The sequence below is a fragment of the Labilibaculum filiforme genome, from assembly GCF_002843315.1.
GTDB lineage: Bacteria > Bacteroidota > Bacteroidia > Bacteroidales > Marinifilaceae > Labilibaculum > Labilibaculum filiforme.
In genome coordinates this window covers 365005-378222 of the sequence record NZ_MVDD01000001.1, presented here as the reverse complement: position 1 = coordinate 378222, position 13218 = coordinate 365005, and the positions used below count along the sequence as shown (strand labels likewise).

Sequence of the window (13218 nt, the reverse complement as noted above, 5' to 3'; positions counted from 1 at the left end):
TAAAAATCGTTTTATTTAAATATTACTATAAGTAATCAGACTTTGTATCTTCAATTTTTGCAAAAGGAGCAACTGCACGATTGTAAATTCCTTGAACATACGCAATTGCCATTCCGTAATTAGTAACTGGTATGCCAGCATCAATAGCAGGTTGAAGTCGATTGCCCAATTGTTTTGGGGTAATCATGCAACCACCACACTGAATTAAAAGTGCATAATCGGTAATATCACCAGGAATTTCATCTAAACCGGCGGTGACTATAAATTCCAGTTTTTTACCGGTAAAGTTAGAAATCCAGCGAGGAATTTTCACTCTTCCAATATCATCGCACGAACTGTGATGCGTACAACTTTCTAATAGTAGCACTTTATCGCCATCCAAAAGTTCAGAAATTTTTGGAGTTCCTTTTAAATACGCATTAAAATTTCCTTTAAAATGCGCCAGCATGATACTAAAGCTGGTGAAAGGAATATCGGAAGGAATGGAGGCTCCAGCTTTTAAAAATACCTGACTATCGGTAACAACCAAATTTGGTGTTATTCCTGTTTTTCGTAAAAAAGCATCTACTTCTCGTTCTTTTAAAACAATACAAACTGCGTCATTATCCAGAATATCTCTTATTGCCTGAACCTGTGGCAAAATCATTCTACCTTCAGGAGCTTCAATATCAATTGGAGTAATTAAAAGAACAATATCTCCGTAAGAGATTAAATCTCCCAAAAGGGAAGGAGTAGTGTATGCCGATTCGGGAATTGTTGTTTTTATGCTTTTAACGATTGGCTCGATATTGGCGTTGTTATTGGAAAAATGAAGAATGTCTTTTGAACCGTGTTGTTTTAGTAAGTCAGCAGTTTGTAGCTTTAAAATTTCAATATCTTCTTTGCTGTGTACGGTTATAAAGGGAACATTTTGTTTGTTGAAGAGATCGATAAGGCCCAATTCAAAATTGCCAAAGGTATTTTTGGTGATTACTAAAATGGCAAGATCGATTATTTTTATGGTTTGATTCGTTTTGTTAATTCGTTTCTGGCCCAACTCGCCAGTATCATCAATTCCTGCTGTATCAATTAAAATTACAGGACCAAATCCGGTAATTTCGAACGTTTTTTTTACCGGATCCGTAGTAGTGCCTGCAACATCCGAAACAATTGCAATATCTTGTCCGGCCAGGAAATTGATTAAGGTACTTTTCCCATTATTTCTTCTTCCAAAAATTCCAATATGAGGACGTCTTTCTCTTCCCATGTTTACTGTGCATTGTTTAAAGTTTCTCCAATCTGAAAACCCATTTTCAGCAGTTCTTCCGGTAATAGTAGTTGGTTCAGTAGTTTTTCGCTAAGCAAATTTAGTTTAGCATTTGCTTCACGAATGGATATTTGGTTGTTTTTCATTTCTTTAGCCAGCTTTGCGGCCTGATGATAACCAATATATGGTGATAAGGCAGTAGCTATCGAAGGATTTTTTAGGATAGTTTCGTCAATAGGATTGGTTTTTATTTCTAATTCGCGAAATAGATTCTTAACCAAGCTAGTATTTGCAGCAATAAGTAGTTTAATGCTGTCAAGCAAAGCATGTCCAATGGAAGGCAAATAAGCATTTAGTTCCAAACAGCCTTGTCCCGATAAGTTACTAATCATTAAATCGTTAGCGTATACTTTGTGGGCAACACTAATTACAAATTCACTTATTACCGGATTAATTTTTCCGGGCATTATGGAGCTTCCAACTTGTTTTTGAGGCAAATATACTTCACGATTCACAAATAAATCGGATCCTAGTAAACGAAGATCAGAAACCATTTTCTCCAAATTAACTGCATGTGCTTTAAGAGTGGCATGCACCTCAACAAAAGAATCCTGATTCGCAGTTGCATCCGATAGATTCTCCGATCGGGTAATTGGCAAACCGGTTAACTTCTGAAGATTTGGAACCACTTCCATAATAAAAAATCGAGGAATAGATAATCCAGTTCCAATGGCACCACCTCCTAAATTTACCTCTTTAATTCGCTCGAAACATTTCGAAACTCTCCACCAATCTCTCGAAAGGGCATTGTTATAGGTACTGAATAATTTATCGTAAGAAGATGGAACCGCTGCTTGCATTTGCGTGTAGCCTTGGCGCAATACATTTCTGTATTTACTCTCCGTTTTTTCCACTTCCATTCGAAGGCTGTTGATTGCTTCTTCCAAATCTTGCAGCAGACGAATACTTGCTACTTTTAAAGAAGTGGGAATTACATCGTTGGTAGATTGAAATACATTCGCGTGTTCAAAAGGATCTATATGTTGATAGGAGCCGATAGGTTTTCCAATTTTTTGAAGCGTGCGGTTGGTAATTATCTCGTTTACATTCATGTTGATACTGGTTCCGGCACCACCTTGAATTGCAGGGATAATAAAATGTTCGAAATGTTTTCCTTCATTAATTTCAATTGCAACCTGTTCTAATTCGCTAATTAATTGCGAGTCGATTAATTGAAATGGAAATTGTTTATTAGGAAATTTGTTTTGAATAGCTTGTAAAAAGCTAGTATAGGTTTGATAACAAGCTTGCTTTACAGCGCCTATGGCCATAAACCATTCTTGGTGAAAAGCAGTTTTATCAGGAAAATTTTCTTTGGCCCGAAGAGAATGAATTCCCCAAAGAGCATCTTTTGGAATTTCCCTTTGTCCAATAAAATCAGATTCGGTTCTCATGTTCAGCTGGAAGATTTGGTATAGGATTTTACATCCTCTACCGAAATTCTTTCTTGGCCTAGAATGATCAATCGTTCAATTATATTCCTGAATTCACGTATGTTTCCTGTATAGTTGATTTTTTGCAATTCGCTAATTGCATCGTCATCAATGCTTTTTTGTGGCACACCCATTTCTCCGCAAATGGTATCGATAAAATGATTTGCCAACATGGGTATGTCGTCGGTTCTATCGTTTAAGGGTGGCACGTATATTAAAATTACACTTAAACGGTGGTATAAATCTTCGCGGAAATTATTATTCTCAATTTCATGCGCTAAATTTTTATTCGTTGCAGCAATTACTCGAACATTTACCTTAATTTCTTTGTCGCCACCAACGCGGGTAATTCTATTTTCCTGTAAGGCACGCAAAACTTTTGCCTGCGCCGATAAGCTCATGTCACCAATTTCATCTAAAAAAAGAGTACCGCCATCAGCCAATTCAAATTTTCCTTTTCGTTGCTTAATGGCCGAAGTAAAGGATCCTTTTTCGTGACCGAAAAGCTCACTTTCTATTAATTCGGAAGGAATGGCGGCACAGTTTACTTCAATAAACGGGCATTTTGAGCGGTTACTTTGTTCATGAATTCGATGAGCAACAAGCTCTTTACCAGTTCCATTCGGTCCGGTTATTAAAACACGAGCATCGGTTGGAGCAACCTTATCAATCATATTATTAACCGATTCCAAAACTTCCGAAGAACCGATCATTTCATATTTCTTACTGACTTTTCGTTTCAGAACTTTTGTTTCTGTAATCAGTTTCGATTTGTCCATGGCATTGCGAATCGTGATCAAAATACGATTCAAATCCAAAGGTTTTTCAATAAAATCAAAAGCGCCTTTTTTAATAGAATCTACTGCGGTATCGATATTTCCATGTCCCGAAATCATAATGACCGGAGTATCCAATCCAAGTTCTTGAGTTTTTTCAAGAACTTCAATTCCATCCATTTTTGGCATTTTTATATCACATAAAATAACATCAAATTCATCTGATTTGGCCAATTCGATTCCTTCTAGGCCATTTTCGGCAAGACTAATTTCATAATCTTCGTAACTCAATATTTCTTTTAAAGTGTTACGAATACTTTTCTCGTCGTCGATGATCAGAATTTTTGACATGCTTATTTTTTTGATTCCATTGTTTTACCAGTGCCTACCAAGCTGCTATTTTTCTCAATATATTCAAAAAGAGCTCCTTCTTTTAATGCAAATGAAGATTGAAACAATTTACTAATTCCTGATTCTTTTACCAGATAATTAATGAAGATACTGGCTATTACAATTAATTCTACACGCACGGGATCCATTCCTGGCATTTGTTCTCTTTCTTCCAAAGTCGAGGCCAAAAATAACTGGTGTAGTTTAAAAAAGTCTTTTAGTTTAATTTCAAAATGGGTAGTTGGAAAACCATTAATTTCGGGCACGTTAGCAACCAATACTTGTTTAATAGTATCGAATGAACCAGACGAACCAATTAATGTTTTTACGGAATGAATATCTAGAGCTTCAAATAAATCCGCCATCTGAGATTTTAGATACTCTTCAATTTCCTTCACCATATTTTTATTGATAGGATTGGCAGGATTGAATTTCTCCAATAATCTGGTCATTCCTAACGGATAACTGTTTTTCCAAAATACTTTTTGATTATTGGCAATAATTATTTCGTTACTACCACCTCCAATATCAAGTATTGCAACTGGTTCGTGATTTAATTCGATAGCTTTTTTAGTTCCTAAAAAGATTAAATCGGCTTCTCGTTCTCCTGTAATGATATCAATACAGATATTGTATTTTTCTTCAATTAATTTTACAAAAGCATCCCCATTTTCGGCCGATCTAATTGCAGAGGTGGCGAATGCAAGGGTTTTAGATACCTCAAACTGATTCGATATTTCTGTTATTGAATCAAGGGCACTCTTAGCTCTTTCAATTGCTTCATCGGTAATTATATTATTATTGATGCCGCCTTTCCCTATTTTTGTTGCATATTTTGAACGATTCAGAATTTTTGGAATTCCAGTTTCATCCCACTCTGCAACAAGCAAATTAAATGTATTCGTTCCTAAATCTATTACAGAAATTCGCATGAATTACTATTTGGTTGTGTTAATTGTCTGATTGATTAGTCTTTCCTAAAAAAACTATTTAACTTTTTTAGGCTTCAATTCGAAACCGAAGATAGTAAAAACTTTGTTCTCGGGTTGTGTTTTTTGATAGCGAAGTTACGATGAATAAGTTTTTTTAACGTTTTAGCTACTTCCAAAAATTGTGTCGTTTCGCTTTTAGTGAAAAATGCCTCATAAAATGAGGCATTTACAACGTTTAGTAGCTATTCACCATTAATTATGATATCGTAGCCATTTCCAAATTTCTTTGTAGGAAACTTTTTTACCATACATTAAAATTCCGGTTCTATATATTTTTGCAGCTATCCAGGTTACTAAAAGAAAAGTTCCAATCAGTAGAAACATAGATAGGAGTAATTCCCATAATGGAACTCCGTAAGGAATTCTAACGAGCATTACAATTGGCGATGTTAATGGAATAATAGATCCCCAAAAGGCAAGACTTCCTTCCGGATTTTTTGCAACGGCAAAACCGATATACATAGCCATAATTAAAGGAATGGTAATGGGTATCATGAATTGTTGTGTTTCGGTTTCGTTATCAACGGCACTACCAACAGCAGCAAATAAGGCCGAGTAAAGTAAATATCCGCCAAGAAAAAAGAACACGAAAGCTCCTAAAATACCTGCAACATATGCAAAGTCGAATGTGCCTAATAGCTCTTGTGCCATTTTAAGTTGATCCGGATTTAAGGTCGCTGCACCTTCAGGTAGTTCGGAAAGAGTTTTAGCTTGTTGTAAGGATTCCATATCAACACCTGGCAGAACAACAGCCATTCCAACAGCAATAAGTACACCTGATAATATTACCCACATAATAAATTGGGTTAATCCAACCATGGCCACACCAACAATTTTTCCCATCATTAATTGAAATGGTTTTACCGACGAAATAATAACCTCGACAATTCGATTGCTTTTTTCCTCAATAACTCCACGCATTACCTGCACCCCATACATGAAAATAAACATGTAAATAATAAAGCTAGATATGAATCCAATAGCCATTGCTATTTCTGTAGAGCTTTGTTTTATTTCGCCATCTTCGCCAAATTTGATGGTTTTCATGGAAATTGGCGTTTTGGTTGCTGCTAATTTTTGTTCCAGATCGGGCATATTGGCTAAGGCAATTATTTCGGATCTCTTTAAGTTTTCGATATGATCTCTTAATTGCGAACCTGTTTCCGATTTAACCTCAATTGTAACTTGCTTAAAAGAAAATAGTTCAGCCATTTTGATTTCCATAATATTTTTTGGAATTACAAGAATAGCATAATAATTTTTCTCGTCCATTTGAGCTTTAGCTTCTTCAAAACTGGTGTTTTCCAGATATTTATAAGTAGTAAAGTCATGGCTGGCAACTGGTTCAACTAATTCCGACTCATTAATAACTGCAATAGTTCTGCTTTCGGTATCGTCTTTCAGCATCATCCATATCATGAATGCATAAATACCAGCGATTAATACAGGCGTAAGAAAAGTTAAAATAAGGAATGATCTTTTCTTTACTCGGGAAAGATATTCTCTTTGTATGATGATGAAAATTTTATTCATTTTTCTAGTTGTTTCGGGTTAGATTTTTTTGTTTTCATTCACTACTCGAATAAATATATCATTCATATTCGGAATGATCTCGGTAAAGGAAACGATATTTAAATAGGGGAGCACCTGCTTTAACAATTCATTGGAAGTAGAGCCGTTATTTAATTTCACTTTTATGGTATTGTATTCCGTCCCTTTTTCCTGATCAATTATTTCAAAATCAGGATTTAAAATTTGTTCTAGTTTGTCAAATTCGCCAGTGTAGGTTAATTGATAGGTGTTGGTTCTGTATTTCTTTTTAATTTGATCCACAGGACCGTCAAGAATTTTTTCCGATTTATTGATTAATGCTATATGATCGCAAATTTCTTCCACCGAACCCATATTGTGAGTCGAAAAAATAATGGTTGCTCCTTTGTCGCGAAGTTCTAGAATTTCTTTTTTTAGAAGATTCGCATTAATAGGATCGAAACCACTAAAAGGTTCATCGAAAATAAGCAGTTCGGGCTCGTGAAGAATGGTAACAATAAATTGAATTTTTTGCTGCATTCCTTTCGAAAGTTCTTCTACTTTTTTGTCCCACCACTGTAAAATGTCAAATTTATCGAACCAAACTTTTAACTTTTTGGTGGCTTCCTTTTGACTCATTCCTTTAAGTTGCGCCAAATAAACGGCTTGTTCGCCAACTTTCATTTTTTTGTACAAGCCTCGTTCTTCAGGAAGGTAACCAATTCGTTTTACGTCGCTTGGTTTTAGCGGAGTGCCGTTAAAAAACACTTCTCCTGAGTCGGGACCGGTAATTTGATTGATTATTCGGATTAGGGTTGTTTTTCCTGCACCATTTGGTCCAAGCAGACCAAAAATACTTCCTTTTTGAACAGAGATACTTACTTTATTTAAAGCTTTATGTCCTGCGTATTGTTTAACGATGTCTTTTGCTTCGAAAAATGCCATGTATATTTTGGTTTGGTGACACTAAAATTTCAATTGGAATCTAAAGTAGTCAATTTCGATAAATCCAACAGATAAAATCGATGTAAAGAAGATTCAACCTGTTATTATTTTAGTTTTATGCGATATAAATAAGAAGGATAAGTAATTATAGAACAGTTGAGTTAAATTTCATAAAGTTACTTTGTGTTTAACGTATAACTTTCTCTTTTCAGATTACCATCTTCCTTCTTTTATTGACATACGTTCCTGTTTGGGAAGAAAGTTTTGGATTATATAGGGGAATTTGTTTTTCGAATTCCTCGTGTGTACAGATACAAAAAGAGATCATCCGCTTGTGGATGATCTCTTTCTATATCAATATTATATTAACTTCTTAATCGAAAAAGTTTTTCACTTTTTTGAAAAAGCTTTTTTCCTGAGCGCTGGGCTTTGGAGTAAAACTTTCAGAAGCTTGTAATTTTTCTAAGATTTTCTTTTCGTCTTTAGAAACACTATTTGGAACCCAAACATTAATTTTAACCAGTAAATCTCCACGGCCATAACCATTAATATCTGGCAAACCTTTTCCACGTAAACGAAGAATTTTTCCTGGTTGAGTTCCTGCATCAATCTTCACTTTCACTTTGTTTTCGATGGTAGGAATTTCAACGGCAGTTCCTAAAATAGAATCAGGAATACTAACGAATAAATTGTATAGTAAATCGTTCTCATCGCGAACTAAATCGGGATGTTCTTCTTCATGAACAAGAATCAATAAATCGCCATTTACTCCTCCTCTACGGGCAGCATTGCCTCTTCCACTAACCGATAGTTGCATTCCTTCGGCTACTCCTGCAGGAATATTGATGGTGATTACTTCTTCGTCCTGAACAATTCCTTCACCAGCGCAACTGGTACATTTATTAGTGATAATTTTTCCTTCTCCGCCACAGGTTGGACAAGTAGATGCAGTTTGCATCTGACCCAAAATTGTATTTTGAATACGGGTTACCTGGCCAGAACCATGACAAGTAGAACAGGAGGAAAACGACGATCCGTCTTTTGCTCCAGAACCACTACAGGATTTACACTCAACATACTTTTTAACTTTAATTTTCTTCTCAACACCTTCCGAAATTTCTTTCAGGCTAAGTTTCACTTTCACCCTTAAGTTGCTGCCACGGTTTACGCGTCGTGAGCTACGACCGCCACCGCCAAATCCGCCCCCAAAGAAGGAGCCGCCACCGCCACCACCAAAAATGTCGCCAAAATGAGAGAAAATATCTTCCATGTTCATTCCGCCACCGCCGAATCCACCTCCAGCAGAGCCACTCATTCCCGAATGACCAAATTGATCGTATCGCTGACGTTTTTCAGCATTACTTAAAACTTCATAAGCTTCAGCAGCTTCTTTAAAACTCTCTTCAGCTTCTTTATTATCCGGATTTTTGTCCGGATGAAACTGAATCGCCTTTTTACGATATGCTTTTTTTAATTCGGCTTCCGAGGCTGACTTGGAAACTCCTAACACTTCATAATAATCTCTTTTCGACATCTTTTTCTCCGCTTAGATTTTGAATTTTTTATTCTCCAACAACAACTTTGGCAAAACGAATTACCTTATCGTGAAGGAAATATCCTTTTTCAACACAGTCAACAACTTTTCCTTTTAACTCCTCGCTTGGAGCAGGAATTTTAGTAATTGCTTCGTGGATGTCGGTATCAAAAGCCTCATTAACAGCTTCTATTTCTTTTATTCCGTTTTGAGAAACAAATTCCTTGAAATTACCGTAAATTAAATGAACACCATCTTTTATCGCATCAATGTCTTTTGCTGCATCGATAGATTGTAGAGCGCGTTCGAAGTTATCCATTACAGGAAGAATGTTGATAAGAATTTTTTCTCCGCCCGATTTGGTCAGTTCCATCTTTTCTTTTAACGTTCTTTTACGATAGTTGTCAAATTCGGCTGACAAACGTACATACTTGTCATTAATATCCTGAAGTTTGATTCCCAATTCCTCCAGTTCGTCTGCTTTCTTTTCCTTTGCCGATTTCTTGCTTTTCTTCGAATCTTTATTTTCTTCGACCCCTGAATCTTCTTTCTCAGTAGCTGTGTCTACTACTTGATCTTCAGTAGTTTCTATGTCTTTTTCGTTCAATTCTTCTTTTTTTGATTTGCTTTTATCTTTTGTCATTTTTCAATGATTTTTATCGTTCTAATTTTTATTACTCGCGAATAAATACAAATAGTCTGCCAATCTGCTGTATTCCGACAAATTGACACAAAGATAGAATTTGTAATTATAAATATTCTTTTTTTCTTTTATTAGGTAAAACGATGGGTATAGGAGGAATAAGTTGTTACGATGAATACGCCCGTTTGATAGCTTATATCTTGTTGTGCGACAATATTTAAGTAGATTTTAAATTTTCTAATAAAAAACTTAAATTTATTGAAACGTCATAAATGGAAGAAAAGGTACTTTACTGAAAAATTGTCGGAATGGGGATCGAATTTGATAATAAGGATTTTTGTATTCGAGTATATGCGAATGTAGCTTATCTCAAAGTAAGAGGAATGCAAAATGAGAAAGCTGCTCTTTTTTTCGCGGATGCAATAGATCATGTGTTGGATGGATATTCGTACAAAGATTTTGCTTCGGTTTGTGATTTAAGCGAACTAATTATTTCGTCGCCTAAAGTTGCTAAAATAATAAATGGAGCTATTCGAAAAATTACTTTTCAAGTAGACTATAAATATAATGCTGTTGTTATTCATCCAAAGTTTGGACAAATTATTAAAGCTTATCTTTTTTCTTTTTATTTACGAGATACAAATTTAAAAACAAACATATTTCGTGATGAGGATAAAGCTATTCGGTGGATTGAAAAAAAAGGTTTTAATGTAGTGGAAATGCGAGAGTTTTTAGGGAAATAAGGAAAAAAACGCCATTCACTTCTGTCATGAATGGCGTTTTTCTATTAATTGTGATATTTACTTTTTTTGATAGTACTGAAGAATTAGTTCTAATTTTTCACCTCTTAGGTTTTTCGCTAAAATAATTCCATCTCCATCAATTAAAAAGTTAGATGGAATCGAGCGAATTCCAAACTTGTTGGAAGTAGGCGAGTGCCATCCTTTTAATTCACTAACGTGATAATCCCAACTTAATTTATCCTTGGCTACCGCAGCTTTCCAATTGGCTTGTTTTGTGTCAAGCGAAAAACTATAAATAGTAAAACCTTTGCCATTTTTAAAGTTTTGGTTTTTAAATTTATCGTACGCTTCAACCATTCTTGGGTTTTCTGCACGACAAGGAGGACACCACGAAGCCCAAAAATCAACTAAAACCAATTTTCCTTCTAGCGAACTTAATTTTATGTCGTTTCCAGCTATCGATTTTGCTACAATATTTGGTAGTTTATCTCCAATTTCATAACCTTCTTTTACCGCTTTTCCATTAGCAGGATTTGCAGCTCCGGCAAAAGTGGAAAGGGAGATAAAAAAAGAAAATAATATCACGCCTAATTTTATTTTTTTCATAACTCAAATTTTAAACTTTTACTAACAATTTCTATTCCACTAAATTAATGAGTTCTCCTTGTTTATAGTGTTAATAAATAGTTAATTGCTAATTCTTTTAATACTTGCACCAATTGCATTTAATCGCAGGTCAATGTTTTCGTAACCTCTGTCGATTTGATCGATGTTGTGAATGGTACTTTTTCCATCTGCCGAAAGAGCAGCAATTAGCAGCGCAACCCCAGCTCTAATATCTGGAGAAACCATGGTGGTTGGTCGCAGTCCTTGACTTTGATTCAAGCCAATAACTGTTGCTCTATGTGGATCGCAAAGTATTATTTGAGCTCCCATATCAATTAGTTTATCCGTAAAGAATAAACGGCTTTCGAACATTTTTTGATGAATTAATACACTGCCTTTCGCTTGAGTGGCAACTACCAGAAACACACTGAGTAAATCGGGGGTTAGTCCTGGCCAGGGTGCATCTGCAACAGTTAGAATGGAACCGTCGATAAATGTTTCAATTTCATAATTTTCGTGTCGGGGAATATAAATATCGTCGCCTCTTAGCTCCATTTTCACTCCCAGGCGTTTAAATGCTGAAGGAATCATCCCCAGTTCGTTGTAGGCAACATTTTTTATTGTAATTTCTGATTTCGTCATTACTGCAAGTCCAATAAAACTTCCAATTTCAATCATGTCTGGAAGTACTCTGTGCTCACATCCTCCTAAATAGCTAACGCCTTCAATCGATAAAAGATTCGAGCCAACACCACTTATTTTAGCACCCATGGATAGTAGCATTTTACACAGTTGCTGAATGTAAGGTTCGCAGGCTGCATTGTATATGGTTGTTGTCCCTTTAGCCATTACTGCCGCCATAATAATATTTGCAGTTCCAGTAACTGAGGCTTCATCAAGTAGTAAATAGCAACCTTTTAGTTCGCTTGCTTCAACGCGATAAAAATTTTCATTGGGATTAAAATTGAATTTGGCACCAAGCTTTTGAAATCCTAAAAAGTGAGTGTCGAGACGGCGTCTTCCAATTTTATCTCCTCCTGGGCGTGGGATATATCCTTTTCCAAATCGAGCCAATAAAGGACCAATTATCATGATAGATCCTCGTAAAGAAGATCCCTTGCTTGCAAATTCAGGCGAATTTAAATAGTCAAGATTAATATTTTTAGCTTCGAAAGAATAGGTATTTGTAGATTCTTGACTAACGTTTACACCAAGTTCTGATAGTAATTCAATTAATTTATTAACATCTAGAATGTTTGGTATGTTATGTATGGTTACTTTTTCGGGAGTTAAAAGAGTGGCACATAAAATCTGAAGAGCTTCATTTTTTGCTCCTTGTGGGGTTAATTCTCCCTTTAACGATTTACCGCCTATAATTTCGAAAGTGCTCATTGGTAATTGTATTTGGTGTGTTTTTAAGGTTTAAAGATAATTATAAAAAGCATTTGGGAAAGTGAAATGAGATTGGTTTTGGCATAAAAAAAACCGGTAAGGAACCGGTTTTTTTATTTATATTCTTGGTTTTTTGAACTTTCGATGCTCGTTTTTATTATCGTTTCGATTATCAGTTCTTGGATTTTTTTTCTTTTTCACTTTCTGAACGAATTCTCGCTCTCTAACTTCTGCTAATTTTAAATGCTCCGGAATTTCGAGTTTCCCTTTCGATAAAGCAACCAAATCTTTGAATATTTTTTCGTCGGGCACACTATCCTTGTTCCAGTTAAGAAAGGATTTTTTCATGTGATTAGCGATCATTATTAGAAGCGCGTCCTTTTCTTTTTGATCCTCAATTTCGATAGCTTTAGCAATTAATGCTTCTACGGTACGTCCATAATGGCGATACTTTATTCTCTTATTATTATAAGGTAATCGATCTGGTTTTTCGGCTAACTTTTCTCTTGTTGGAGCTTCGTAAGGGGAATCGATGTCTAATTTAAAATCAGACATAATAGCGATATGATCCCACAGTTTGTGTCTAAAATCACTTACATCCCTAAGATGAGGATACATATTTCCCATAATGGCAATAATACTTTTTACCACATGGTTTCTCTCTGCCTTGTCTTCAACAGTTAAGGCAAAATCTACCATTTTGTGAACGTTCCGTCCATATTCAGGAAGAATAAGATGTTTCCTGCTTGAATTATAATCCATTTATTTTGTTGTTGTATTAATCTGGTAATAACTTTTTTTTATACGATAGGTAATTTGGCAAACTAATAAGAATGCAAAGCAATAGCACAAAAAAATGAAGATTGTTATAAGTACTATTGAAGAATCTAAGATTTCATCGGTTTTACTAAACGAAGTAGAAATGAAG

General features: G+C 35.3%; 12 protein-coding genes. 1 reads left to right on the top strand and 11 read right to left on the bottom strand.

Annotation, left to right across the window (positions count from 1 at the left end; translation table 11 throughout):
• Positions 1-25: 25 nt before the first annotated feature.
• The 8 genes from hydF to BZG02_RS01620 all read right to left on the bottom strand — a co-directional run bounded on the left by hydF (position 26) and on the right by BZG02_RS01620 (position 9549).
• Entirely contained in the window at positions 26-1246 is a 1221-nt protein-coding gene (gene hydF, locus BZG02_RS01655; protein ID WP_101259667.1) for a [FeFe] hydrogenase H-cluster maturation GTPase HydF, read from the bottom strand.
• 2 nt (positions 1247-1248) lie between these two features.
• Positions 1249-2700, bottom strand: coding sequence for a lyase family protein (locus tag BZG02_RS01650; RefSeq protein ID WP_101259666.1), 1452 nt, complete (start codon positions 2698-2700; stop codon positions 1249-1251).
• 2 nt (positions 2701-2702) lie between these two features.
• The gene (locus BZG02_RS01645) at positions 2703-3866 is read right to left on the bottom strand and encodes a sigma-54-dependent transcriptional regulator (protein ID WP_101259665.1); all 1164 of its coding nucleotides are present in this window, start codon (positions 3864-3866) and stop codon (positions 2703-2705) included.
• Between the two features lie 2 nt (positions 3867-3868).
• Positions 3869-4837, bottom strand: coding sequence for a Ppx/GppA phosphatase family protein (locus BZG02_RS01640; protein ID WP_101259664.1), 969 nt, complete (start codon positions 4835-4837; stop codon positions 3869-3871).
• A 252-nt stretch (positions 4838-5089) separates the two neighbouring features.
• Positions 5090-6430: an ABC transporter permease gene (locus tag BZG02_RS01635; RefSeq protein WP_101259663.1), complete on the bottom strand. Its 1341-nt coding sequence runs from the start codon at positions 6428-6430 to the stop codon at positions 5090-5092.
• An 18-nt stretch (positions 6431-6448) separates the two neighbouring features.
• Entirely contained in the window at positions 6449-7372 is a 924-nt protein-coding gene (locus BZG02_RS01630; RefSeq protein WP_101259662.1) for an ABC transporter ATP-binding protein, read from the bottom strand.
• A gap of 373 nt (positions 7373-7745) precedes the next feature.
• A complete protein-coding gene (dnaJ, locus tag BZG02_RS01625; RefSeq protein WP_101259661.1) occupies positions 7746-8906 on the bottom strand; it encodes a molecular chaperone DnaJ in 1161 nt (386 codons plus the stop codon).
• Between the two features lie 28 nt (positions 8907-8934).
• On the bottom strand, positions 8935-9549 hold the full coding sequence (locus tag BZG02_RS01620; protein ID WP_101259660.1) for a nucleotide exchange factor GrpE: 615 nt from the start codon (positions 9547-9549) through the stop codon (positions 8935-8937).
• A gap of 308 nt (positions 9550-9857) precedes the next feature.
• Here BZG02_RS01620 and BZG02_RS01615 point away from each other — a divergent pair, with 308 nt between their 5' ends.
• Complete coding sequence (locus BZG02_RS01615) at positions 9858-10292, top strand: hypothetical protein (protein ID WP_101259659.1); 435 nt, start codon at positions 9858-9860, stop codon at positions 10290-10292.
• 57 nt (positions 10293-10349) lie between these two features.
• Here the strand turns inward: BZG02_RS01615 and BZG02_RS01610 are convergent, their stop codons facing one another.
• The 3 genes from BZG02_RS01610 to BZG02_RS01600 form a co-directional block, all read right to left on the bottom strand.
• Positions 10350-10898 carry a TlpA family protein disulfide reductase gene (locus tag BZG02_RS01610; RefSeq protein WP_218972114.1) on the bottom strand — a complete coding sequence of 183 codons (549 nt, stop codon included), beginning with the start codon at positions 10896-10898 and terminating at the stop codon, positions 10350-10352.
• An 81-nt stretch (positions 10899-10979) separates the two neighbouring features.
• Positions 10980-12290, bottom strand: a complete 1311-nt coding sequence (gene murA, locus BZG02_RS01605; protein WP_101259658.1) for a UDP-N-acetylglucosamine 1-carboxyvinyltransferase — start codon at positions 12288-12290, stop codon at positions 10980-10982.
• 117 nt (positions 12291-12407) lie between these two features.
• On the bottom strand, positions 12408-13052 hold the full coding sequence (locus BZG02_RS01600) for a DUF4290 domain-containing protein (RefSeq protein ID WP_101259657.1): 645 nt from the start codon (positions 13050-13052) through the stop codon (positions 12408-12410).
• Positions 13053-13218: the final 166 nt, after the last annotated feature.

Coding starts and splice junctions, on each gene's coding strand:
- hydF (WP_101259667.1), bottom strand. CDS start 1,246: ATGGGAAGAGAAAGACGTCCTCATATTGGAATTTTTGGAAGAAGAAAT.
- BZG02_RS01650 (WP_101259666.1), bottom strand. CDS start 2,700: ATGAGAACCGAATCTGATTTTATTGGACAAAGGGAAATTCCAAAAGAT.
- BZG02_RS01645 (WP_101259665.1), bottom strand. CDS start 3,866: ATGTCAAAAATTCTGATCATCGACGACGAGAAAAGTATTCGTAACACT.
- BZG02_RS01640 (WP_101259664.1), bottom strand. CDS start 4,837: ATGCGAATTTCTGTAATAGATTTAGGAACGAATACATTTAATTTGCTT.
- BZG02_RS01635 (WP_101259663.1), bottom strand. CDS start 6,430: ATGAATAAAATTTTCATCATCATACAAAGAGAATATCTTTCCCGAGTA.
- BZG02_RS01630 (WP_101259662.1), bottom strand. CDS start 7,372: ATGGCATTTTTCGAAGCAAAAGACATCGTTAAACAATACGCAGGACAT.
- dnaJ (WP_101259661.1), bottom strand. CDS start 8,906: ATGTCGAAAAGAGATTATTATGAAGTGTTAGGAGTTTCCAAGTCAGCC.
- BZG02_RS01620 (WP_101259660.1), bottom strand. CDS start 9,549: ATGACAAAAGATAAAAGCAAATCAAAAAAAGAAGAATTGAACGAAAAA.
- BZG02_RS01615 (WP_101259659.1), top strand. CDS start 9,858: ATGGGGATCGAATTTGATAATAAGGATTTTTGTATTCGAGTATATGCG.
- BZG02_RS01610 (WP_218972114.1), bottom strand. CDS start 10,898: ATGAAAAAAATAAAATTAGGCGTGATATTATTTTCTTTTTTTATCTCC.
- murA (WP_101259658.1), bottom strand. CDS start 12,290: ATGAGCACTTTCGAAATTATAGGCGGTAAATCGTTAAAGGGAGAATTA.
- BZG02_RS01600 (WP_101259657.1), bottom strand. CDS start 13,052: ATGGATTATAATTCAAGCAGGAAACATCTTATTCTTCCTGAATATGGA.